The organism is Massilia litorea, assembly GCF_015101885.1.
GTDB classification, from domain to species: Bacteria; Pseudomonadota; Gammaproteobacteria; order Burkholderiales; family Burkholderiaceae_D; genus Telluria; species Telluria litorea.
This window is the reverse complement of sequence record NZ_CP062941.1, coordinates 1,347,429-1,369,887: the sequence shown is the minus strand read 5'-3', so window position 1 is coordinate 1,369,887 and position 22,459 is coordinate 1,347,429. Positions and strand designations below refer to the sequence as shown.

The following is a 22,459-nucleotide window of genomic DNA, read 5'->3' as shown; positions in this document are numbered from 1 at the left end:
CCGCGACTGCGTTATCTTGCATGCAGGTAACTTGGACGGCGTGGCTTGCGGCGGTGTACGGTGAAGTAAAAAAGTTATCCTGCAGTCATGCACTGCTTGTCCGCCGGTTTTCCACAACCGTACACAGCCTTGTTCACGCGCTTGTCGACAGGTTTATCCACAAGCGCGCCGATGATGCTCAGGCCCGCAGGCGCGCCAGTACCCCTTCGAGAATGTCGAGGTCGGCAAAATCAATGATCATCTGGCCTTTGCCCTTCGGTCCCATCTTGAAGACGACCGGGGTGGCCAGCTTGTCCGACAGTTCTTCTTCCAGGCGGACGATGTCTCCCGACTTTTCTTTCAGACGCGGTTGCGTGGCCGAGCTCGCCTGCTCCTCCAGTGCGCGTGCCACAAGCTTTTCCGTTTCGCGCACCGACAGCCGTTTCGCGACGACGTGGCTGGCCAGGGCGATCTGGCTGGCGTTGTCCACCGACAACAAAGCGCGCGCATGGCCCATGTCGATATCGCCCGCCATCAGCATGGTCTGCACCGGCTGCGCCAGGTTCACCAGGCGCAGCAGATTCGAGACGGCGCTGCGCGAGCGGCCGACGGCGCTCGCCGCCTGCTCGTGGGTGAAATCGAAATCGGAAATCAGGCGTGCGATGCCCTGCGCTTCTTCCAGGGGATTGAGGTCCTCGCGCTGGATGTTCTCGATCAGGGCCATCGCGGCGGCGGCCTGGTCGTCGACCTCGCGCACCAGTACCGGGATCTCCTCGAGTCCGGCCAGCTGGGCCGCGCGGAAGCGGCGCTCGCCGGCGATGATCTCGTAGCGCCCGCCATCCACGGGACGCACCAGCACCGGCTGCATGATCCCCTGGGTTTTGATGGAGGCGGCCAGTTCGTTCAATGCGCCCTCGTCCATCCGGGTGCGCGGCTGGTATTTGCCGGCCTGCAGCTGGGAGATGGATAAAGAGGACGGCGCGCCGGCGGGTGCCGGTGCGTCATCCATGTCTCCGCCGAGCAAAGCATCCAGGCCGCGGCCGAGGCCCTTGAGTTTTTTTGTCGCCATTGTGGATCACTCTTTCAGATTACATTGTCTTGATGCGCTCGACCATTTCGGCCCCGAACGCGATATACGCCTGCGCGCCCTTCGAGGACGGATCGAAGGTCACGCCCGGCACGCCATACGAGGGCGCTTCCGCCAGGCGCACGTTGCGGGGAATGATCGTTTTAAAGACCTTGCCGCCGAAATGCTGCTCGAGCTGGGCCGAGACTTGCTGGGACAAGGTCATGCGCGGATCGAACATCACGCGCAAGAGGCCGATGATCTTCAAATCCGTGTTCAGGTTCGCATGCACCTTCTTGATCGTGTTGACCAGGTCCGACAATCCCTCGAGGGCGTAGTACTCGCACTGCATCGGGATGATCACGCCATGCGCGGCGCACAGGCCGTTCAGGGTCAGCATGGAGAGGGCCGGCGGGCAGTCGACCAGAATGAAATCGTAGTCGGCGTCGACCTTCGCCAGCGCGTGTTTCAGCCTGCGCTCGCGGTTGTCGAGTTCCACCATCTCGACTTCGGCGCCGGCCAGCTCGCGGTTTGCCGGCAGGACATCGAAGCGCCCTGCTTCCGAACGCTGGCGCGCCTCCGTCACTTCCGCCTCGCCCAGCAGCACCTGGTAGGTGGACGCTTCCAGGTCGGCCTTGTTGATGCCGGCGCCCATCGTCGCATTGCCCTGGGGGTCGAGGTCGACCAGCAGCACGCGCTGCTCGAGCTTGGCCAGGCCGGCGGCCAGGTTGACGCTGGTGGTCGTCTTGCCGACGCCGCCCTTTTGGTTTGCAACACAAAATATCTTTGCCATCTGTTCCTTCGGACGAGACATTTCAGTTCATACCGTTTTTATCAAATAAACTGTTGGTTCGGTTTATCAAATATAAACGGTATAAACGATTTATATTGTTAGGTTGTTTGTGCTGCTTTTTCGATGAAAACCAGGTGCCGTTCCGCCTCCAGTTTCGCCACCTTGATTGGGCGTAGTTCGCGCACCCTCCACTCCAGCGGCAGCCTTTCCTGCTCCTCGGCCGGCGCCGTACCTTTCAAGGCAATGAATTGCCCGCCCTCGGCCAGCAGGTGCCCGGACCAGTTGACGAAATCGGAGAGGTCGGCAAAAGCACGCGAGGTGATGACGTCGAAAGGTCCCGCTTTTAAGTCCTGCACTTTCATCGTGTAGACGGTGACATTCGACAAGCCCAGCTCCGCTTTTACCTGCGTCAGGAAGGCTGTTTTCTTGTGGACGGTGTCGATCAGCGATACTTTCATGTCCGGCCGCGCGATCGCCAGTACCAGCCCGGGCAGGCCGCCGCCGGCGCCGACGTCGAGCACGTTTTTCGCATCCTTGAATGCTGGGACCGCCGCCAGGGAATCCAGTAAATGATGGGTGACCATCTGCAGCGGGTCGCGCAGCGAAGTCAGGTTATAGACGCCGTTCCACTTGGCCATCAAGGCGAGATAGTCCATCAACTGCTCGCGCTGGGCGGCCCACAGCGGCAAATCCATGGCGTCGATGCCGTCGCTCAGTACCGTCATCAATTTTTCGCGGTCAAAACCCCTCACTGTGCTGCCTCCTCATTGATTGCCGGGATACTCGTAAACCCCTTGGCGCCGCGTTTTTTCAGGTGCACCAGCAGCAGGGAAATGGCCGCCGGCGTCACGCCGGAGATGCGCGAAGCCTGGCCCAGGGTTTCCGGACGCTGTTTATCGAGCTTCTGGCGCACCTCGAAGGACAGAGCGGCAATGTCCAGGTAGTCCAGGTTGTCCGGCAATTTCAGGTTTTCGTAGTGGTCGTGACGCTCGACTTCCTTCGCCTGGCGGTCGATATAACCGGCGTATTTCAGCTGGATTTCGACCTGCTCTTTCACGGCAGGATCGGCAACGCCGGGCCCGGCCAGCGGCTGGCCTTCGACACCGGTCATCGTCATCAGGGTGGCGTATTCGACCCCCGGACGGCGCAGCAGATCGGCCAGGTTGTACTCGCGTTCCAGCGCCTGGCCGACGACGCGTTCCGACTCGGCCGCCGCAAGGATGCGCGGGTTGACCCAGGTCGAACGCAGGCGCTCCAGTTCGCGCGCCACCGCTTCGCGTTTGGTCTCGAACGCGGCCCACTGCGCATCGCCGACGACGCCCAGTTTGCGGCCCATTTCGGTCAAGCGCATGTCCGCATTGTCTTCGCGCAGGGATAAACGGTATTCGGCGCGGCTGGTGAACATGCGGTACGGTTCCGCCACGCCCTGGGTCGTGAGGTCGTCGACCAGCACGCCCAGATAGGCTTCCGAACGGCCCGGGGTCCAGGCTGGTTCGCCTTTCGTTTGCAGGGCCGCATTCATGCCGGCCAACAGCCCTTGGGCCGCCGCTTCCTCGTAGCCGGTGGTGCCGTTGATCTGGCCGGCGAAGAACAGGCCCTTGATCGCCCTGGTTTCGAGCGACGATTTCAGGCCGCGCGGGTCATAGTAATCGTATTCGATGGCGTAGCCGGGGCGCAAAATAAAGGCGTTTTCCATGCCCTTCATCGAGCGTACCAAGGCGAGCTGCACGTCGAACGGCAGGCTGGTCGAGATCCCGTTCGGGTAGATTTCGTGCGTCGTCAAACCCTCCGGCTCGAGGAAGATCTGGTGCGATTCCTTCGACGCGAAGCGTTGGATCTTGTCTTCGATCGAGGGGCAGTAACGCGGGCCGACGCCTTCGATGACGCCGGTGTACATCGGGCTGCGGTCGAGGCCGTTGCGGATGATGTCGTGGGTCTGCGCATTCGTGTGCGTGACCCAGCACGGCACCTGTTTCGGGTGCATCGCGGCATTGCCCATATACGAAAACACGGGCACCGGATCGAGGTCGCCCGGCTGTTCGGCCAGCACCGAATAATCGATGCTGCGGCCGTCGATGCGCGGCGGCGTGCCGGTTTTCAGGCGGCCCTGCGGCAGTTTGAGTTCCTTTAAACGGCTCGACAGCGAGACGGCCGCCGGGTCGCCCGCACGGCCCGCCGTGTAGTTCTGCAAGCCGACATGGATTTTACCGTCGAGGAAAGTACCGGCCGTCAGCACCACGGCACGGGCGCGGAACTGCAGGCCGATCTGGGTGACGGCGCCGACGACGCGGTCGCCCTCGACCATCAGGTCGTCGACCGCCTGCTGGAACAGCCACAAATTCGGCTGGTTTTCCAGACGCGAGCGGATCGCCGCCTTATACAGGATGCGGTCGGCCTGGGCCCGGGTGGCGCGCACTGCCGGACCTTTCGAGGAGTTCAGGATGCGGAACTGGATGCCGGATTCGTCGGTGGCGATCGCCATCGCGCCGCCTAAAGCGTCCACTTCCTTGACCAGATGGCCCTTGCCGATGCCGCCGATCGACGGATTGCAGGACATCTGGCCCAGGGTTTCGATGTTGTGGGTAAGGAGCAGGGTCTTCTGCCCCATGCGTGCGGACGCGAGCGCGGCCTCGGTGCCGGCATGGCCGCCGCCGACGACGATCACGTCAAATTCAGTTGGAAATAGCATGATGGAGGTGTGAGGCGAGGAGTCTAATTCGCGATTATAGAATCTTTTGGGTTCCCAAACTCAGCGCGGCTAAAAAACACAGGGGATGTTGTTTCACGTGGAACACAGTCGGGTGGCTGTCGAGTTGTGTTTCACGTGGAACAATCCCGGCGCCGGACGTAAAAAAAGCCGGGGCGCGGAGCGCTTCCCGGCTTTGTTCCACGTGAAACAACTCAGCTGGCCAGACGTACGACGGCATCGAAGCCGGTCTTGACGATCAGGGTCGACACCACGACCAGGAACAATTTGCGCACGAAGACACTGCCATGCTTGATCGCCAGCCGCGTACCGACCAGCGAGCCGCCGATCTGGCAGACCGCCATCAGCAGTCCCAGCTGCCACAGCAGGTGACCGCTGTAGCCGAACCACAGCAGGGCCGACAGGTTGCAGGCGACATTCACGATCTTTGCTGCCGCCGAGGCGCTGAGGAAATCGAAACCGAAAAAGCGCACGAACAGGAAAATCAAAAAGCTGCCCGTGCCGGGGCCGAAGAAGCCGTCATAGAAACCGATGGCGGCGCCGATGCCGACCGCCCACCAGCGCTCCGCTGCGCCGCTGTGTACCGGCGCGTGCACCGACCCCAGGTCCTTCTTGCGGAAGGTATATAGCGCGACCGCCAGCAAAATAAAGGGCAGCAGGCTGCGCACGAAATCGCCCGGCACCCGCGTCACGGTCCAGGCGCCGACAAAGGACAAGGCAAAGGCGGCCAGCGCCGCCGGCGCCGCCGCGCTCCAGGCGACGCGCACGCGGCGCGAATAGTTAAACGCCGCCGCACCCGTGCCACAAATACTGGCCAGCTTGTTCGTGCCGAGGAGGGTCGCCGGCGCTTCCCGCGGGAGGAAGGAAAAGATGGCGGGTACCTGGACCAGGCCGCCACCGCCGACGACGGCGTCCACCAGCCCGGCAAGAAAGGCGGCGCCGCCGAGCCACATAAAATCCATCATGACTGCTTTTCGACTTTTTAAAGGAGGCGAAATTGTACGGCAACTCGGCAGCGCCCTGGCGGCTCGGCGTTCCGTTTCTGGTGTAAGCTATTTGCTCCACGACTCGGGATCGACCATGACCGCCTTTGCCTTCAACACCGTCGCCAGCATCGTTTCGGAACCGGGCGTTTGCGCCCGCCTCGGCCAGCTCGTCGCCGAACGTTTACCAGGCACCCGCCGCGTCCTGATCGTGACCGACGCCGGCTTCCTGCGCACCGGCCTGCTCGAGCCCGCGCGCGCCAGCCTGGAAGCGCAGGGACTCGCGGTACGCATTTTTTCCGACGTCGTCGCCGACCCGCCCGAACAGATCGTCCTCGCCGCGGTAGCCTCTGCCCGCGAGCACGAGACCGACCTCGTCATCGGCTTCGGCGGCGGCAGCTCGATGGATGTGGCGAAACTGGTGGCGGTGCTGGCCGGCAGCGACCAGCCTTTACACCAGATCTACGGGATCGGCAACGTCAAGGGTCAGCGGCTGCCATTGATCCAGGTGCCGACCACGGCCGGCACCGGTTCCGAGGTCACCAATATCGCCATCGTCACGACCGGAGAAACGACGAAGATGGGCGTCGTCGCTCCCCAGCTGTATGCCGACCTCGCCCTGCTCGATGCCGAGCTGACGCTGGGCCTGCCGCCGCTGGTGACGGCCGCCACCGGCATCGATGCGATGGTGCATGCGATCGAGGCCTATACGAGCAAGCACAAGAAAAATCCATTGTCCGACAACCTGGCGCGCCAGGCGCTCGGCCTGCTGTCGAGTAACCTGATGACGGCGGTCGAAACCGGCAGCAATCTGGAAGCGCGCCAGGCGATGCTGCTCGGCGCCTGCCTCGCCGGCCAGGCCTTCTCGAATGCGCCGGTCGCCGCCGTGCACGCCCTCGCCTACCCGATCGGCGGCATTTTCCATGTGCCGCACGGGCTGTCGAATTCGCTCGTCCTGCCGCATGTGCTGCGTTTTAATGCATCCCATGCGGCGCCCCTGTACGCCGAGCTGGCCGATATCGTGGTGCCGGGCGCCAGCGGCAGCCACGCCGCACGCACCGAAGGCTTGATTGCTGCGATGCAACAGATCGCGCTACGCACCGGGATCCAGACCAGGTTGGCGGATGTAGGCATTGCGGAGGCCGACCTGGACCGGCTGGCGGACGACGCCATGTTGCAGACGCGCCTGCTGGGGAACAATCCGAGAGAATTGACGCGTGCCGACGCACGCGCGATCTACGCCGCCGCCTTATAGGATCAGGCGGACGTGGCAGGGGCCGCAGAATGCGGCCCGTTGGCAAAGAAATCGAGCAGTAAAGCATTTACTTGCTCGCTGGCCGTGACCTGCAGCCAGTGATCGGCGCCCTCGATGCGCTCATACCGGAAATACTCGGCCACATAGGCAGTCGAGTCGCGCATTTGCGTTTCGCCCAGCGCCTGGTCGCCGCTGCTCCAGACGCCCATCACCGGCACCCGCACCGGCTCAGCTCTGGCGGCGATGGCTATCCCGTGTGGCACGTTTGCCCGATAGTAATTCAGGGCGGCCGTCATGCGGCCCGGCTCCCGCAGGTTCTTCTTCCAGTGGCCGACCTGGGCGCGGTCCCTTGTAAACCGGTTCAGCAGATAAAAATCGCCGGCCGTCAGCGATTTCTCGGCCAGGCCCGGTACCAGGAACCACATCATGTAGCTCGAGCGCAGCATTTGCATCGGGCCGGCCTTGGCGAAGGCAAGCGGATGGCCGACCGACAGCGCCACATATTGCTCGATGCGCTCCGGCGCCCTCATGCACAGCATCCAGCCGATCGCGGCGCCCCAGTCGTGCCCGACCACGCGCGCCCGGGCAATGCCGAGCTGGTCGAGCATGGCCAGCACGTCGGCGGCGATGTGCTGCAAGCGGTAGGCAGAAACTTCACGTGGTGCATCGCTGCCGCCATAACCGCGCAGGTCGGGCGCCAGCACCCGGTAACCGGCCGCCATCAGCGGCGCGATCTGCTTGCGCCATACGATATGGGTGTCGGGAAAGCCGTGCAGCAGCACGACAGCGGGACCCTCCCCTGCGCTCTGCACCTGCATGCGCAAGCCATTCACGGTCAGGACCAGGGTCTCCTGTTTCATGCTGCCTCCTCAGCGTGTCGGTCAGGCTGCTTCGCGGTCGGCGGCCGCTGCCACGCGGGTGGACGCTGCCGGGCGCTTCTTGCCGATGCGCTCGAACAGGGCGCCGATTTCTCCGACGATACCGCGGCGGAACAGCAGCACGCAGACGATGAAGATCAGGCCGGTGACCATGCCGACCGATTCCCCCAGGGACGAGAACCAGGAAATACCGGTGCTGTTGGCCAGGAAGTTGCCAAGCTCTCCCAGCTTGTTTTCCAGCGCGACAATAATAAAAGCGCCGATGATCGGGCCCACCATCGTGCCCATGCCGCCGACCAGGGTCATCAGGACAACCAGGCCCGACATGGTCCAGTGGACGTCGGTCAGGGTCTCGAAGCCGAGCACCAGGGTTTTGGTGGACCCTGCAAGGCCTGTAAGGGCCGCTGAGAGCACGAACGCGAGCAGCTTGTACTTGTCCGCGTCATAGCCAAGGGAAATGGCCCTGGGCTCGTTTTCCTTGATCGCCTTCAGCACCTGGCCGAACGGGGAATGAACGGTGCGCACGATCAGGGCAAAACCGGCGACGCAGATGGCCAGCACCACGTAGTACAGGGTCAAGTCGTTGCCCAGGTCGAGCACGCCGAGCAGCTTCCCGCGGGGCACGCCCTGCAGGCCGTCTTCGCCGTGCGTAAACGGGCTGCGCAGGGCGGCAAAATACACCATCTGCGCCAGGGCGAGCGTGATCATCGAAAAATAAATGCCCTGGCGGCGGATCGCCAGCGAGCCGATCACGAGGCCGAGCACGGCGCTGGTGGCGACGCCGGCCAGAATGCCGAGTTCGGTCGGCAGGCCAACTGTGGATAACAGATACCCGGTCATGTAGCCGGCGCTGCCGAAGAAGGCGGCGTGGCCAAAGGAGAGCAGTCCCGTAAAACCGATCAGAAGATTAAAAGCGCAGGCGAACAGCGCGAAGCACAGCAGCTTCATCAGGAAGACGGGATAGCCGACAAAAGGCGCCGCCAGCGCGGCGACCAGGGCCAGCGTATAGAAAATTTTCTTGTTCATCGCTTATTTCTCCTTACCGAACAGACCGGCCGGGCGCAGCAGCAGCACGATGACCATGACGACGAATACGACGACCTCGGAGCCTTCGGGATAGAACACCCGTGTTAAACCCTCGATCACGCCCAGCAGCAAGCCGGTGATGATGGAACCGAGGATGGAACCCATGCCGCCGATCACGACGACGGCGAACACGACGATGATGAGGTTCGAGCCCATCAGCGGCGTGACGTTGATCACGGGCGCGGCCAGCACCCCGGCCAGGCCCGCCAGGGCGACGCCGAAGCCATAGGTCAAGGTCACCATGCGCGGCACGTTGATGCCGAAGGCCTCGACCAGTTTCGGGTTTTCGGTACCGGCGCGCAGGTAGGCGCCAAGTCGCGTTTTTTCGATCACGAACCAGGTGCCGAGGCAGACGACGAGGGAGGAGACGACGACCCAGGCGCGGTAGTTCGGCAGCATCATGAAGCCGAGGTCGGTCGCGCCGGTCAGGGCTTCCGGTACCTCCAGGGTCTGGCCCGAGACGCCGAAGAAGGAGCGGAACACGCCCTCCAGCAGCAGAGTGATGCCAAAGGTCAGCAGCAGGCCATATAAATGATCGAGTTTATACAGCCAGCGCAGCATCGTCTTTTCGACGGCGATACCGAACAGGCCGACGGCGAAGGGCGCCAGCACCAGCATCATCCAGTAATTCAGGCCGTACGAGGTGACGCCGATGTAGGCGATGAACGCCCCCATCATGTACAGCGCACCGTGGGAAAAATTGATGACGTTCAGCAGACCGAAAATCACGGCCAGGCCGAGCGAGAGCATCGCGTAAAAAGAACCATTCACTAAGCCCAGCAGCAGCTGGCTCATCATGGCTTGGAGGGGGACGCCAAAAATTTCCATAGGTACCCAAAGCAAAAAGTCGGGATGGCGGTCAGCCGGGGCGGCCGGACCGGCCAAGGGGAACAAACAACATCGAAACGTGCGGCGCGATGTGCAGGCGGTGGTTAAACGCGTGGGCGGGACCCGCCCACCCTACGGAGAGCGGGTCTTCCCGCCCACGCGTTCAAACCACGCCTGCGTTACCGCGGCGTTTTATCTTTAGATTACTTCCAGGCGGCGCACTTCGTTTCCGACTTCTTGGTGTACGCCTGGTCGCCCGGGATGGTGGCGACCAGCTTGTAGTAATCCCATGGGTACTTCGACTCGGCCTTCGACTTCACCTGCATCAGGTACATGTCGTGCACCATGCGGCCGTCGTCACGAATGACGCCGTTCTTGGTGAACATGTCGTTGATCTTGGTCGCCTTCAACTGCGCCATGACCTTGGTCGAGTCGTCGGTGCCGATCTTTTTCACCGCGTTCAGGTAATTCATCGTCGCCGAGTAGTCGGCCGCCTGCAGCATCGACGGTTCCTTCTTCATCTTGGCGAAATAGCGCTTCGACCAGTTGCGGGTGTCGGCGTTCATGTCCCAGTACCAGCCGTCGGTCAGGTACATGCCCTGGGTTGCGTCCAGGCCCAGGGTGTGGATGTCGTTGATGAACACCAGCAAGCCGGCGATCTTCATGTTCTTGGTCAGACCGAATTCCTTGGCCGCCTTGATCGAATTGATCGTGTCGCCGCCGGCATTCGCCAGGCCCAGCACCTGCGCCTTCGACGATTGCGCCTGCAGCAGGAAGGACGAGAAGTCCGAGGCCGACAGCGGATGCTTGACGCTGCCCAGCACGGTGCCGCCATTGGCTTTCAGCACCTCGGTCGTGTCGCGTTCCAGCGACTGGCCGAAGGCATAGTCGGCGGTCAGGAAATACCAGCTCTTGCCGCCCTGTTTGATCACGGCCGAGCCGGTGCCGCGTGCCAGCGCCACGGTGTCGTAGGCGTAGTGCACAGTGTAGGGCGAGCACTGCTCATTGGTCAGCTGGGCGGTGCCGGCGCCGATCGAAATGAAGAGTTTCTTCTTCTCGCCTGCGACCTTGGCCATGGCCAGGTTGGCGCCGGAGTTGGTGCCGCCGATCAGCATGTCGACGCCTTGCTGGTCGAACCATTCGCGCGCCTTGGAGGCGGCGATGTCCGGTTTGTTCTGGTGGTCGGCGACCATGAATTCGATTTTTTTACCGTTCACGGCGCCGCCCATATCGGCGATCGCCATGCGGACGGCTTCGGCGCCACCGTTGCCGTCGACGTCGGAATAGACGCCGGACAGGTCGGTGAGCAGGCCGATCTTGATGGTGTCGCCGCTGATCTGGGCTGAAGCAGGTGCCATGAAGCCGAGGAAGGCGGCGCTGGCGGCGAGGGCGAGGGCGGTACGTTTCATTGTTTTGTCTCCGTTCTTGTGGTTGATACTGCTTATGAATTGCTTTACTACACGCCGAGTAGCTCGGTCAGTACAGGCATGCGCGCCTCGAGGTCGCGCGCCTCGATGGTCTCGACAATTTGCCCATGTTCGACAACGTGGAACCGGTCCGCCAGGGGCGCGGCGAAGCGGAAGTTCTGCTCGACCATGATGATCGTGTAGCCCTTCGCCTTGAGCATGGTGATCATGCGGGCCAGACCCTGCACGATGACCGGCGCCAGGCCCTCGGAGATCTCGTCGAGCAGCAGCAGGCGCGCGCCGGTGCGCAGGATGCGCGCCACCGCCAGCATCTGCTGCTCCCCGCCCGACAGGCGCGTGCCCTGGCTGTGGCGGCGCTCTTTCAGATTCGGGAACATCTCGTAAATTTCGTCGATCGACATCGCCGTCCCGCCCACTTTCAAGGCAGGCGGCAAGAGCAGGTTTTCTTCGGTCGACAGCGAGGAGAAAATGCCGCGCTCTTCCGGGCAATAACCGACACCCAGGTGGGCGATGCGGTGGGTCGGCAAACCGACCGCCTCGACGCCGTTGATGCGGATCGAGCCCGTACGGCGGCCCGTCAGCCCCATGATCGCGCGCAGCGTGGTCGTGCGGCCGGCGCCATTTCGACCTAACAAGGTGACGACTTCGCCGGGCGCCACCGACAGGCTGATGCCGTGCAGGATGTGCGATTCGCCGTACCAGGCTTGCAGGTCGCTGATTTCCAGGGCCGCGGTCATGCATGCCCCGCTTCGAGCTCGCCGTCGGCGGTGCCCATATAGGCCTGCATCACTTGCGGATTTTTCGAGACTTCGGCATAGGTCCCTTCAGCCAGCATGGCGCCGCGCTGGAGGACGGAAATGCGGTCGCAGATGCCGGAAACGACGTTCATATTGTGTTCGACCATCAAAATCGTGCGTCCTTGTGACACTTTTTTAATCAGGGCCGTGACGCGGTGCACGTCCTCGTGGCCCATGCCCTGGGTCGGCTCGTCGAGCAGCATCAGCTCCGGCTCCATCGCCAGGGTCGTCGCGATCTCGAGCGCGCGCTTGCGGCCGTAGGGCAGGTCCGCCGTGACGGTGTCGGCGAAGCTGCTCAAATCGACTTCGTCGAGCAGCGCCATGGCGCGCTCGTCCAGCGACGACAGCGACCCCTCGCTGCGCCAGAAGTGGAAACTGGTGCCCAGCTCGCGCTGCAGCCCAATTCTCACGTTCTGCAGCACCGTCAGGTGGGGGAACACGGCCGAAATCTGGAAGGACCGAATAATGCCCTGGCGTGCGATCTGCGCCGGCTTGTCGCGCGTGATGTCGCGCCCATTGAAGAGGATCTGGCCTGAGGTCGGCACCAGGAATTTGGTCAGCAAATTAAAACAGGTGGTCTTGCCGGCGCCGTTCGGGCCGATCAAGGCGTGGATGTGGCCGCGCTGAACGCGCAGGTCGACATCATTGACTGCAGTAAAACCCTTGAACTCTTTGGTCAAGTTCTTTGTTTCAAGAATGACGTCTGCCATCGTGTCTCCAGTGCGTGGATGCGTCGGGAACTCTGATCCTGTCCGGCTGAGTCCGGCGCGCTGCTGGCGCGCCTATCCGAATAGGATCTTGGCAAATATTACACAGATCAGTTCTTTATACAATACAAGGGGAACCTGTGCAGCAGCGCACAACTGGGCTGCCAGCGCAGACCCGTTGTGCATAAATGAACAGGTGACTAGCGTGGGTGTGCGGCCTTGATCATGCTGGCCGCTTTCTCGGCAATCATGAGGGTCGGTGAATTCGTGTTCCCCGAGGTGATAAACGGCATGATCGAGGCGTCGACCACGCGCAGGCCCCCTACCCCGCGCACCCGCAGCTGGCTGTCGACCACGGCCTCCGGATCGTCGGCCTTGCCCATCTTGCAGGTGCCGACGGGATGAAAAATCGTGGTGCCGATCAGGCCGGCGGCTTCGGCCAGCTCTTCCTCGGTGCGATAGTGAATGCCCGGCTTGAATTCCTCGGGCTGGTAGCGTGCCAGGGAAGGAGAAGCGACGATCCGGCGCGTCAGCGCCAGCGCCGCCGCCGCCGTCTGCCGGTCTTCCACGGTACTGAGGTAATTCGGCGTGATTTTCGGCGGCGCGTAGCTGTCGTGCGTGGCCAGGCGCACGTGCCCACGCGCGGTCGGGCGCAGGTTGCAGACGCTGGCCGTAAATGCCGGGAAACCGTGCAGCGGGTCGCCGAATTTTTCGAGCGACAGCGGCTGCACGTGGTATTGCAGGTTCGGCGTCGCCTGCTGCGGGTGCGATTTCGCAAAGGCGCCCAGCTGCGACGGCGCCATCGACATCGGTCCGCTGCGTAAAAAAGCGTATTCGAGGCCGATCTTCATCTTCCCGAACCAGGAGGCAGCGCTGGTATTCAGGGTTTTTACGCCCTGCACTTTATAGACCATACGCAGTTGCAGGTGGTCCTGCAAATTTTCGCCCACGCCGGGCAGCTCGACGAGGGGTGTGACGCCATGGCGCTGCAGGTGGGCGCCGTCGCCGATGCCGGACAGTTGCAGGATGTGGGGCGAGCCGATCGCGCCGGCCGCCAGCAGCGTTTCGCGGCGCGCCTTTGCCGTGTGCGCTTTGCCGCCGCCGCTAAATTGCACGCCGCGGCAGACAGGTCCGGCGTCCGTCGTCTCCAGCAGCAGGCGCTCGACGTGGCAGCCCGTCATGATGGTCAGATTCGGCCGCTGGGCCGCCGGTTTCAGAAAGGCCTTCGCGGTATTCAGGCGGATGCCGCGGCGCTGGTTGACCTCGAAATAGGAGCTGCCGGCATTGTCGCCGGTATTGAAATCGTCGACCTTTTCGATGCCGACCTCGGCTGCGGCATCGCGAAACGCATCCAGGATTTTCCAGGACAGCCGCTGTTTTTCAACACGCCATTCTCCGCCGGCGCCGTGGACGTCGCTGGCGCCCCGATGATGGTCTTCGCTTTTTTTAAACAGCGGCAGCACGTGGTTCCAGCGCCAGGAATCGTCGCCGCAACTGTCCGCCCAACGCTCGTAATCCTGCTGTTGGCCGCGCATATAGATCATGCCGTTGATCGAGGAGCTCCCGCCCAGCACTTTACCGCGCGGGTAGATCAGTGCGCGGCCATTCAGGCCGGGATCCGGTTCGGTATTGAACAGCCAGTCGGTGCGTGGATTGCCGATGCAGTGCAGGTAGCCGACGGGAATGTGGATCCACAAATAGTCGTCCCGTGCCCCTGCTTCGATCAGCAGGACCTCGATCTGCTTGTCCTGGGTCAGGCGATTCGCCAGGACGCAGCCCGCGGTACCGGCCCCAACGATGATGTAGTCGTATTCTCCAGCCGATTCCACGCTTGTCGTCTCCTCAGGACTGCAATTCGGATGCCAGCAATTCGATCAATTGACGAGCCGGCATGGGCCGCGCCCGGGCAAATTCGGTGCCGCACCACATCGACATGAGTTCCGTGTCGCCGCTTTTGGCTGCCGCGGCGCGAATGCTGCCGGTCAGCGCATTCTGGATCGGATACGGGGGAACGAGCGGCTCTACACTTGCCATCTGCCGCATGAAGCCGTTCTCGATGCCGCGTGCGTAGCGCCCCGAAAAACTGCGCGTCAGCTTTGTCGTCCCTTCGCCGGAGAGCAGGCGCGCCTTGTAGGCAGGATGCAGCGCGGCTTCGTCGGTCACGAGGAAGGCAGTGCCCATCTGCACGGCGCGCGCGCCCAGTTGAAGGGCCCGCTTGATGTCCGTTCCCGTCATGATGCCGCCGGCGGCAATCACCGGGATCTGAACGGCCGCGACGACGGCCGGCCAGAGTTCGGCCGCCGGCAAGGTCGCATCTTGCTGGGGTCCCAAAAACGTGCCGCGGTGTCCGCCTGCCTCGATTCCGGACGCGACCACCGCATCGGCGCCGATCGCTTGCCAGGCCAGCGCTTCCTCGACCGTGGTCACGGTGCCGATCACGCGGATGCCGGCCCCATGCAGGCGCTCGACCTGGACGGCTTCCAGGATGCCGAAAGTGAAACTGACGGCCGGCGGACGTAATGTCAACAAGCACTCGAACTGGGCCTCGAAATCCTCGCACCATTTGGTTGGCAGCGGCAGCGTGTTCCAGCCCAGGCTTTCCCAGACCGGGCGCAGCAGTTCGACGGCCTTGCCGACTTCTTCTTCGCTCGGGGCCGGTTTGCCCTGCACGAAGAAATTCAGCATGATGGGGCGGCTGGTGAGTGTGCGGATGCGCGCCACCTGCTCCTCGATCGTCGCCGGAGACAGCAGCGAGCAGGGCAAGGCGCCGAGCGCGCCGGCATTCGACACGGCGGCCACCAGCTCCGGCGTGCAAGCGCCGCCCGCCATCGGGCCCTGGATGACCGGTATCTGGAACAAGTCGTCGATTCCCATGTCCGCCTCCATTGTCGAGTGGGTTTTCAATGCGGTTTTCAATTCACCAAGGCAAGCTTACCAGATCGTCACCGTAAAGCCAGAGGCGCATCTGTGGATAAGCTTCTTGATATCCACAGGAACGGATTGTGCAGAAACCCGTTTTTTTGTGGACGCCAAAATCTTGTCCAGATTTGTCACCGCAACGATACAGCCGCCATCACAGGCTTATACCGCGCGTAAACCGATGATTTCTCATCCGTTAACCGGCTTATCCACAGAAAACGCCAGTTGTTAACACTACTACTATCCTTGTATACCTATTTTGGTTGTAAACCTGAGAACGCGCAGGCCGCGGGTTCGCAAAAAATTTTTTTTGTTCCCTGCCCGAACTGTTGGCCCCTTGCATCAGATCCATCCTGGCACGACAAGTTTTACGAAACCGCCCCTGCCTTGACCCGCCTCTCCTGCCTGCCAGTCCCTGCACTCGAGGAAACCCCTTCCTGCATGGCCAGGCGGCTGTGGACAAACCCATGTATATCCACAGGAGCGAATGTGCAGAAGCAGTGCGAATCCGCACGCCGCAAAATCTGTACACCTTCGGTGCAAGCGCGATACAGGGCTTGTTCAGGACATCGAAACGCGCGTAAACCCTTGAGACTGTGGAGAAAAGCCGGCTTATCCACAGTAAACCGCCTCGTTTACTACTACTACCAATTTGTATACATCCTTATTTAATTAAATAGATGAAGCGAAGCGTGTGTGAAAACCGGCTCGCGCCGGCTCCTGGCCAGGAGACGAGCCATCTGCTATCGACAACTGAAAGGTTTGGCAGGAAAAAAAACGCGACCGGTTTCTCTGAAGACAAGACTTCGACTTACAAGCGCTTGGAAAAAAAATCGGTTCGCATGCGTTCCGGACTGAACGCCAAGCTGCCGCTGTTCGGCTGCTCAATGGTTTGGCAGAAAGCAACATGCCGATGGCGATGGCGAAAACGATCGCGTCAAGGATCATGAGGACCCCGTTTTCCTCAAAACCGGTTGGCCGTATCCCTGTCCAGACCGTATCCAGGCTAAAAGCGCGGTGAAAGCTATCCCGGCTGTGGACAAGCCCTTGCATATCCACAGGACCCGATGTGCAGAACACCGTTTACTGACAAGCCGACGTTTTTTTTCCAACATCGGTGCAGGCTCGATACAATCCTTGTCCAGCTCGTTTAGGTCGACCTAAACTGCTGATCTTGTGGAGTAAACCCGTCTTATCCACAGAAAAACAGGCGTTTACTATCACTACCAATCTGTATACATACCTTTATTACTGTAAACAGAGAAAAGCGCGAACAGCGTGGACAAGCGGTGTTTACCCTGATCCACGGCTGAAAAACGCCTTTTTTCACTTTCACCAGCTTGGAAAACCGTCAAAAAATGCGTCTCGGGATCATCAGCGCGCTGTCCGAAGAACAGCAGGGGCTCGTGGAAGCCATGCAGAGCCCCTACAAGCTCATCCATGGTCAACGCGAGTACTGGGTCGGACAGCTGTGGGAAATCGACGCTGTGTGCGTTCTGTCGCGTATAGGCAAGGTTGCCGCCGCGGTGACGACCACCACGCTTGTGGAGAAGTTCGGAGTTACCCACATCCTGTTTACGGGTGTGGCAGGTAGCGGCGACAAAACGGTGAACGTGGGCGACATCGTGGTGGCCGAATCGCTGGTCCAGCACGACATGGATGCCAGTCCCCTGTTTCCACGCTTCGAAGTCCCCTTGCTCGGCTTGACGCATTTCCCCGCCGACCACCAGCTGGCCTCGCGCCTGTTTGACGCCGCCTCCTCTTTCCTCGACGAAGATTTCATGGAAGCGATCGCAGCGGATGAAAAAGCGGTGTTCAGGCTGACCCGGCCGAGGATTCACCGCGGCCTGATCGCCAGCGGCGACCAGTTTATTGATGACCGCGAGCACATCAACGGCTTGAATGCCGCTTTACCCGGGCTGGTGGCGGTGGAAATGGAAGGGGCGGCAGTGGCCCAGGTCTGCCATGAGCTTGACGTGCCTTGCGCCGTGATCCGGACGATTTCGGACAACGCCAATGAAAACGCGGCCACCGATTTTTTACGTTTCGTAAAATCGGTGGCCGCGGTATATGCCTGTTACATCGTCAGGCGCTTTTGCCTGCAGGCGCAGGATGTGAAAATAAGCGATCAGGCCAGCAGGGAATCGGCGGGCACGTAATCGTAGCCCAGGGTCTTGGCCACGGCTTCATAGGTGACCTTGCCCTGGCAGACATTTAAACCCTGGCGCAGGTGGGCGTCGTCCAGCAAGGCGCGGCGCCAGCCTTTACTGGCCAGCGCCAGCGCATGGCCGATCGTCGCGTTGTTCAGTGCGAAAGTCGAGGTACGGGCCACGGCGCCCGGCATGTTCGCCACGCAGTAGTGGATTACACCGTCGACGACGAAAGTCGGGTCGGCGTGGGTCGTCGCATGCGAGGTCTCGAAGCAGCCGCCCTGGTCGATCGCCACATCGACCACGACTGCCCCCTTTTTCATTTTTGAAATCATGCTGCGCGTGACCAGCTTCGGCGCGGCCGCACCCGGTACCAGCACACCGCCGATCACGAGATCGGCCGCCAGCACCGCTTCCTCGATCGCGTGTCCCGTCGAATACACGGTGGCGATGCGGTTGCCGTACACCAGGTCCAGCTGGCGCAGGCGCTCGATGTTTTTATCGAGCACGGTAACGCGGGCACCGGTGCCGACCGCCATCTGCAGCGCATTGGTGCCGACCACGCCGGCGCCGATGATCACGATGTGACCCGGCGCCACGCCCGGTACGCCGCCCAGCAGCAGGCCCATGCCGCCCTTCGATTTTTCCAGATGGGCCGCGCCGGCCTGGATCGACATCCGCCCCGCCACTTCGCTCATCGGCGCCAGCAGCGGCAAGCCGCCGCCGGGACCAGTGATCGTCTCGTAGGCAATGCAGACCGCCTTCGATCGCACCAGGGCCGCCGTCTGCTCCGGATCCGGCGCCAGGTGCAGATAGGTGTACAGGATCTGCCCTTCGCGCAGCATCGCGCATTCGCCCGGTTGCGGTTCCTTGACCTTGACGATCATCTCGGCACGGGCAAAGATCTCCTGGGCCGTGTCGACGATGGTGGCGCCGGCCGCCACGTATTGCTCGTCAAGGAGGCCGATCTCGGTACCGGCGTTCTTCTGGACAATCACTTGATGCCCCCGTGCGACCAGCTCGTGCACGGAAGGCGGGGTCAGGCCGACCCGGTACTCGTGGTTTTTGATCTCTTTTGGAACGCCAACTAACATGTCTTCCTCCAGTTGAAAAAGCTCACTACATGATTACAGCCCCAGGGTCATGAGGCTTGCGTTGCCGCCAGCCGCAGTCGTGTTGACGCACAGTGCGCGTTCCGCCACCAGGCGCCACACGGGAACGGCAGATACTGCATCGGTATCGACGATGCCGACGATCGCGCCCGGACGTGCCGCCAGCTGCGAGCGCAGGCTGCCCTGCAGGCCGCTTTCCACCAGCGCGATCTCGAATGCACAGTTGTCCACTTCCGCCGCGCCAATAAAACGGATGCGGTCCTTGACTTCCGGCGGCAGTTCTTCGGGCATCGCAACCTGGCTGCCCGCCAGCACGAAGGCGCGATTGCCCGTCGCCATGGTGGCGGCCAGCTGGTTCAGCATGCCCTTCGTGGAGCGCGCCGCACACAGGACGACGCCCCGTGCATGGAAGGACAAGCTGTTTTTCTCTCCGGTCGGACCCGGCAAGGCGAGCGTGGTGCCGTTCAGCTGGCTGCGGGCATAGATATCGCCCAGGGCAACGATGTCCTCGTGGCCATTGGCACGCGCCCAGACTTGCAGCGCCGCGAGGGCCGCATACGCCGCCGTGCCGTGCACCGGCAAGGGCGCCGCCTGGCGCTGCAGGCGCTTGATGTAGAGCGGACCGCCCGCCTTCGGGCCGGTGCCGGATTTGCCCTCGCCACCGAAGGGCTGCACGCCGACGACGGCGCCGACGATATTCCGGTTCACGTAGATGTTGCCGACGTGGGCGCGGCCCCTGATGAAATCGATGGTCTCGTCGATGCGCGAGTGCACGCCCAGGGTCAGGCCGTACCCGGTGGCATTGATCGCATCGACGACCTGATTCAGGTCGGCGCGGCGGTAACGCACGATGTGCAGCACCGGACCGAAGACTTCGTGCTTCAGTTCCGCCAGCGAACCGATTTCCAGCACGGTCGGCGGCACGAAGGTGCCTTGCGAAGTAACGGAGGCCGGCAAGTCGAGCGCGAAATGCTGTTTCGCGGTGGCTTTGGTACGCTCGATGTGGGCCAGCAGGTTGCGCTGGGCCTCCTGGTCGATCACCGGACCGATGTCGGTCGCCAGGCGGTCCGGGCTACCGACGCGCAACTCCTGCAAGGCACCTTTCAGCATCCGGATCGTCTTGTCGGCAATGTGTTCCTGCAGGAACAGGACGCGCAGCGCCGAGCAGCGCTGGCCGGCGGAATCGAAAGCCGAGCTCAACACGTCCTGCACGACCTGCTCGGGCAAGGCCGAAGAGTCGACGATCAAGGCGTTCTGGCCGCCGGTTTCCGCCACCAGCGGGATGTCGATGCCCTCGTTCTCTCCGCGTTTGGCCAGCGTGCGGTTGATCAGCTGGGCGACTTCGGTCGACCCCGTAAAAATCACGCCTTTTATACGCGGATCCGCCGTGAGGGCGGCGCCGACGACTTCGCCGCGGCCCGGCAGCAATTGCAGCGCGGCGCGCGGAATGCCTGCTTGGTAAAACAGTTCGACGGCGCGGTGCGCGATCAGGGGCGTCTGTTCCGCCGGTTTCGCCAGCACGACGTTACCGGCGGCCAGCGCCGCGGCGACCTGGCCCGTGAAAATCGCAAGCGGGAAGTTCCAGGGGCTGATGCAGGTGACCGGGCCCAGCGCCTCGGCAGCCGGCACGTCCTTGATCTGGGCACCGTAATAGCGCAAAAAGTCGACGGCTTCGCGGATTTCGGCGATCGCATTCGGCAGCGATTTGCCCGCTTCGCGCACGGCCAGGGCCATCAGCTCGGCGCAATTGGCTTCGAACAAGTCGGCCACGCGGTCGAGCATTGCCGCGCGCTCGCGGTTGGCGCTGCTGTTCCACTCGCTCGTAAAAGCGGTAGCGGCGGCCAGCGCCGTTTCGACGTCGCTTGTCGAGGCTTCCTGCACTTGGCCGACGAGGTCGGCGTTTTGGGCCGGGTTGCGCACCGGCAGCGTGTCCGCCCCGTCGACCTTGCCGGCGATCAGCGGCGCCGCTTCATAAACACGCTGGCGCGACAGTTCGGTACCGAGGACGCGCAACGCATCCTCATTCGTCAGGTCGATGCCGGCCGAATTGTGACGTTCGCCGCCGAACAGCGCGCGCGGCAGGGCAATGCCCGTGTGCGGCAGGCCGCCGCTGGCGCGCGCCACCTCGAACGGATCGTTTAACAGGGTTTCGATCGCGACCTTTTCGTCGACGATCTGGTTCACGAACGAAGAATTCGCGCCATTTTCCAGCAGGCGGCGCACGAGGTAGGCGAGCAGGGTTTCGTGCGAACCGACCGGCGCATAGATGCGGCAGGTCTTATTCAAATTTTCCTTGCCGACGACCTGGTCGTACAGGGTTTCTCCCATGCCGTGCAGGCACTGGAATTCATAGTTCTCGACGCCGCTTTCCTTGGCCCAGGTGTAGATCACGGACAAGGTATGGGCATTGTGGGTCGCGAACTGGGCGTAGATCAGGTCTGTTGCGCCCAGCAGTTTACGAGCGCAAGTCAAATAGGACACGTCCGTGTACACCTTTCTCGTGTACACCGGATAGCCCGGCATGCCGTCCACTTGCGCGCGCTTGATCTCGGCATCCCAATACGCCCCCTTTACTAAACGCACCATGAACTTGCGGCCACTGCGTTTCGCCAGATCGATCACGTAGTCGATCACGAAGGGGCAGCGTTTTTGATAACCCTGCACCACCAGGCCGATGCCTTCGAAACCGGCCAGCTCGGCGTCGAAAGCGAGGGCTTCCAGCATGTCGAGCGAGATCTCGAGGCGGTCCGCTTCTTCCGCATCGATATTGATGCCGATGTCGTAGCCCTTCGCGAGCAAGACCAGGCTGCGCACGCGCGGCAGCAGTTCGCTCATCACGCGCGCATGCTGGGCGCGGCTGTAGCGCGGGTGCAGGGCCGACAGTTTAATGGAAATGCCGGGACCGTCCTTGATGCCGCGCCCATTCGAGGCCTTGCCGATCGCATGGATCGCCTTTTCATACGAGGCGTAATAGCTTTGCGCGTCTGCTTCCGTCAGCGCCGCTTCGCCCAGCATGTCGTACGAGTATTGATAACCGCGTGCCTCGTTGGGCTGGCTGTTTTTGAGGGCTTCGTCGATCGTCTGGCCGGTTACGAACTGGTTGCCGAGCATACGCATGGCGAGGTCGACGCCCTTGCGGATCAGCGGTTCGCCGCCCTTGGCGATCAAGCGCGTCATGGCCGAACCGAGGCCGCGTTCGCTGTTGCTCGAGACCAGCTTGCCGGTAATGAGCAGGCCCCAGGTCGCGGCGTTCACGAACAGGGAGGGCGATTCGCCCAGGTGGCTGCGCCAGTCGCCGCGGCTGATTTTATCGGCGATCAGGCGGTCGGCGGTGGCGCTGTCGGGAATACGCAGCAGCGCTTCGGCCAGGCACATCAGGGCAACGCCCTCTTCCGACGATAGCGAGAATTCGTGCATCAGGGCATCGACGCCGGAAGCGCGCGTGCGTTTGGCGCGCACGGCGGAGACCAGTCGGTGCGCCAGCGGTTTCGCGTCCGCACTCGGCCGCGCGCCTTGCGCCAGCAGCCAGTTGACGGCTTCGTTTTCGTCGCGCCGGTAGGCGGCCGTGATGGCGGCACGCAAGGGAGATTGGTCCGGCTTGATTTCGGCCTGAAACGCGTCGAACGGAACGAAGGTGGTGGCCGAATTGGCGGCGATCTGCATGGTGGTCTTATCAGGGTAGGTCAAGGGGCGCACAGCAAAACGCGCCAGTCTGCAGGGGCAGCCGGCGCGTTTTGGTACGTGCTTCAATCGTTTGATTGTAGAAGGATTT

At 62.2% G+C, this 22,459-nt stretch carries 18 protein-coding genes; 3 read left to right on the top strand and 15 right to left on the bottom strand.

Annotation, left to right across the window (positions count from 1 at the left end; all coding sequences use genetic code 11):
- Positions 1-178: 178 nt before the first annotated feature.
- The 5 genes from LPB04_RS06055 to LPB04_RS06035 form a co-directional block, all read right to left on the bottom strand.
- Entirely contained in the window at positions 179-1,048 is an 870-nt protein-coding gene (locus LPB04_RS06055) for a ParB/RepB/Spo0J family partition protein (RefSeq protein WP_193687833.1), read from the bottom strand.
- 19 nt (positions 1,049-1,067) lie between these two features.
- The gene (locus LPB04_RS06050; RefSeq protein ID WP_193687832.1) at positions 1,068-1,838 is read right to left on the bottom strand and encodes a ParA family protein; all 771 of its coding nucleotides are present in this window, start codon (positions 1,836-1,838) and stop codon (positions 1,068-1,070) included.
- A 98-nt stretch (positions 1,839-1,936) separates the two neighbouring features.
- Complete coding sequence (gene rsmG / locus LPB04_RS06045) at positions 1,937-2,590, bottom strand: 16S rRNA (guanine(527)-N(7))-methyltransferase RsmG (RefSeq protein WP_193687831.1); 654 nt, start codon at positions 2,588-2,590, stop codon at positions 1,937-1,939.
- Positions 2,587-4,527: a tRNA uridine-5-carboxymethylaminomethyl(34) synthesis enzyme MnmG gene (gene mnmG, locus LPB04_RS06040; protein WP_193687830.1), complete on the bottom strand. Its 1,941-nt coding sequence runs from the start codon at positions 4,525-4,527 to the stop codon at positions 2,587-2,589. Before mnmG ends, rsmG begins: the two co-directional genes overlap by 4 nt.
- A gap of 212 nt (positions 4,528-4,739) precedes the next feature.
- Positions 4,740-5,510, bottom strand: coding sequence for a sulfite exporter TauE/SafE family protein (locus LPB04_RS06035; RefSeq protein ID WP_193687829.1), 771 nt, complete (start codon positions 5,508-5,510; stop codon positions 4,740-4,742).
- A 115-nt stretch (positions 5,511-5,625) separates the two neighbouring features.
- Here LPB04_RS06035 and LPB04_RS06030 point away from each other — a divergent pair, with 115 nt between their 5' ends.
- A complete protein-coding gene (locus LPB04_RS06030) occupies positions 5,626-6,783 on the top strand; it encodes an iron-containing alcohol dehydrogenase (protein ID WP_193687828.1) in 1,158 nt (385 codons plus the stop codon).
- 2 nt (positions 6,784-6,785) lie between these two features.
- Here the strand turns inward: LPB04_RS06030 and LPB04_RS06025 are convergent, their stop codons facing one another.
- The 8 genes from LPB04_RS06025 to LPB04_RS05990 all read right to left on the bottom strand — a co-directional run bounded on the left by LPB04_RS06025 (position 6,786) and on the right by LPB04_RS05990 (position 15,380).
- Complete coding sequence (locus LPB04_RS06025; protein WP_193687827.1) at positions 6,786-7,643, bottom strand: alpha/beta fold hydrolase; 858 nt, start codon at positions 7,641-7,643, stop codon at positions 6,786-6,788.
- Positions 7,644-7,664: 21 nt separating this feature from the next.
- Positions 7,665-8,687 (bottom strand): branched-chain amino acid ABC transporter permease, encoded by a 1,023-nt coding sequence (locus tag LPB04_RS06020; protein ID WP_193687826.1) that lies wholly within the window; start codon positions 8,685-8,687, stop codon positions 7,665-7,667.
- 3 nt (positions 8,688-8,690) lie between these two features.
- Positions 8,691-9,575, bottom strand: coding sequence for a branched-chain amino acid ABC transporter permease (locus LPB04_RS06015; RefSeq protein WP_193687825.1), 885 nt, complete (start codon positions 9,573-9,575; stop codon positions 8,691-8,693).
- Positions 9,576-9,778: 203 nt separating this feature from the next.
- Positions 9,779-10,984, bottom strand: a complete 1,206-nt coding sequence (locus tag LPB04_RS06010) for an ABC transporter substrate-binding protein (protein ID WP_193687824.1) — start codon at positions 10,982-10,984, stop codon at positions 9,779-9,781.
- 47 nt (positions 10,985-11,031) lie between these two features.
- Positions 11,032-11,739: an ABC transporter ATP-binding protein gene (locus LPB04_RS06005; protein ID WP_193687823.1), complete on the bottom strand. Its 708-nt coding sequence runs from the start codon at positions 11,737-11,739 to the stop codon at positions 11,032-11,034.
- Positions 11,736-12,509 (bottom strand): ABC transporter ATP-binding protein, encoded by a 774-nt coding sequence (locus LPB04_RS06000; RefSeq protein WP_193687822.1) that lies wholly within the window; start codon positions 12,507-12,509, stop codon positions 11,736-11,738. The genes LPB04_RS06005 and LPB04_RS06000 overlap by 4 nt, the downstream gene beginning before the upstream one ends.
- A 197-nt stretch (positions 12,510-12,706) precedes the next feature.
- Positions 12,707-14,335 carry a GMC family oxidoreductase gene (locus LPB04_RS05995; protein ID WP_193687821.1) on the bottom strand — a complete coding sequence of 543 codons (1,629 nt, stop codon included), beginning with the start codon at positions 14,333-14,335 and terminating at the stop codon, positions 12,707-12,709.
- 13 nt (positions 14,336-14,348) lie between these two features.
- Positions 14,349-15,380 (bottom strand): NAD(P)H-dependent flavin oxidoreductase, encoded by a 1,032-nt coding sequence (locus LPB04_RS05990; RefSeq protein WP_193687820.1) that lies wholly within the window; start codon positions 15,378-15,380, stop codon positions 14,349-14,351.
- Between LPB04_RS05990 and LPB04_RS05985 the strand changes: the two genes are divergently transcribed.
- Both LPB04_RS05985 and LPB04_RS05980 read left to right on the top strand, forming a co-directional pair.
- Entirely contained in the window at positions 15,379-15,657 is a 279-nt protein-coding gene (locus tag LPB04_RS05985; protein WP_193687819.1) for a hypothetical protein, read from the top strand. The two genes, LPB04_RS05990 and LPB04_RS05985, sit on opposite strands and share 2 nt — an antisense overlap.
- Positions 15,658-16,783: 1,126 nt before the next feature.
- Positions 16,784-17,584, top strand: a complete 801-nt coding sequence (locus LPB04_RS05980; RefSeq protein ID WP_193687818.1) for a 5'-methylthioadenosine/adenosylhomocysteine nucleosidase — start codon at positions 16,784-16,786, stop codon at positions 17,582-17,584.
- On the opposite strand, the gene ald is transcribed toward LPB04_RS05980, so the two are convergent.
- Together ald and putA are read right to left on the bottom strand one after the other, a co-directional pair.
- Entirely contained in the window at positions 17,554-18,669 is a 1,116-nt protein-coding gene (gene ald / locus LPB04_RS05975) for an alanine dehydrogenase (RefSeq protein WP_193687817.1), read from the bottom strand. The two genes, LPB04_RS05980 and ald, sit on opposite strands and share 31 nt — an antisense overlap.
- Positions 18,670-18,702: 33 nt before the next feature.
- Positions 18,703-22,350, bottom strand: a complete 3,648-nt coding sequence (putA, locus tag LPB04_RS05970; RefSeq protein ID WP_193688868.1) for a trifunctional transcriptional regulator/proline dehydrogenase/L-glutamate gamma-semialdehyde dehydrogenase — start codon at positions 22,348-22,350, stop codon at positions 18,703-18,705.
- Positions 22,351-22,459: the final 109 nt, after the last annotated feature.

Bases quoted from the DNA above. Each gene is read 5' to 3' on its own strand.
- LPB04_RS06055 (WP_193687833.1), bottom strand. From the start codon at position 1,048: ATGGCGACAAAAAAACTCAAGGGCCTCGGCCGCGGCCTGGATGCTTTG.
- LPB04_RS06050 (WP_193687832.1), bottom strand. From the start codon at position 1,838: ATGGCAAAGATATTTTGTGTTGCAAACCAAAAGGGCGGCGTCGGCAAG.
- mnmG (WP_193687830.1), bottom strand. From the start codon at position 4,527: ATGCTATTTCCAACTGAATTTGACGTGATCGTCGTCGGCGGCGGCCAT.
- LPB04_RS06035 (WP_193687829.1), bottom strand. From the start codon at position 5,510: ATGATGGATTTTATGTGGCTCGGCGGCGCCGCCTTTCTTGCCGGGCTG.
- LPB04_RS06030 (WP_193687828.1), top strand. From the start codon at position 5,626: ATGACCGCCTTTGCCTTCAACACCGTCGCCAGCATCGTTTCGGAACCG.
- LPB04_RS06025 (WP_193687827.1), bottom strand. From the start codon at position 7,643: ATGAAACAGGAGACCCTGGTCCTGACCGTGAATGGCTTGCGCATGCAG.
- LPB04_RS06020 (WP_193687826.1), bottom strand. From the start codon at position 8,687: ATGAACAAGAAAATTTTCTATACGCTGGCCCTGGTCGCCGCGCTGGCG.
- LPB04_RS06015 (WP_193687825.1), bottom strand. From the start codon at position 9,575: ATGGAAATTTTTGGCGTCCCCCTCCAAGCCATGATGAGCCAGCTGCTG.
- LPB04_RS06010 (WP_193687824.1), bottom strand. From the start codon at position 10,984: ATGAAACGTACCGCCCTCGCCCTCGCCGCCAGCGCCGCCTTCCTCGGC.
- LPB04_RS06005 (WP_193687823.1), bottom strand. From the start codon at position 11,739: ATGACCGCGGCCCTGGAAATCAGCGACCTGCAAGCCTGGTACGGCGAA.
- LPB04_RS06000 (WP_193687822.1), bottom strand. From the start codon at position 12,509: ATGGCAGACGTCATTCTTGAAACAAAGAACTTGACCAAAGAGTTCAAG.
- LPB04_RS05985 (WP_193687819.1), top strand. From the start codon at position 15,379: ATGTCCGCCTCCATTGTCGAGTGGGTTTTCAATGCGGTTTTCAATTCA.
- LPB04_RS05990 (WP_193687820.1), bottom strand. From the start codon at position 15,380: ATGGGAATCGACGACTTGTTCCAGATACCGGTCATCCAGGGCCCGATG.
- LPB04_RS05980 (WP_193687818.1), top strand. From the start codon at position 16,784: ATGCGTCTCGGGATCATCAGCGCGCTGTCCGAAGAACAGCAGGGGCTC.
- ald (WP_193687817.1), bottom strand. From the start codon at position 18,669: ATGTTAGTTGGCGTTCCAAAAGAGATCAAAAACCACGAGTACCGGGTC.
- putA (WP_193688868.1), bottom strand. From the start codon at position 22,350: ATGCAGATCGCCGCCAATTCGGCCACCACCTTCGTTCCGTTCGACGCG.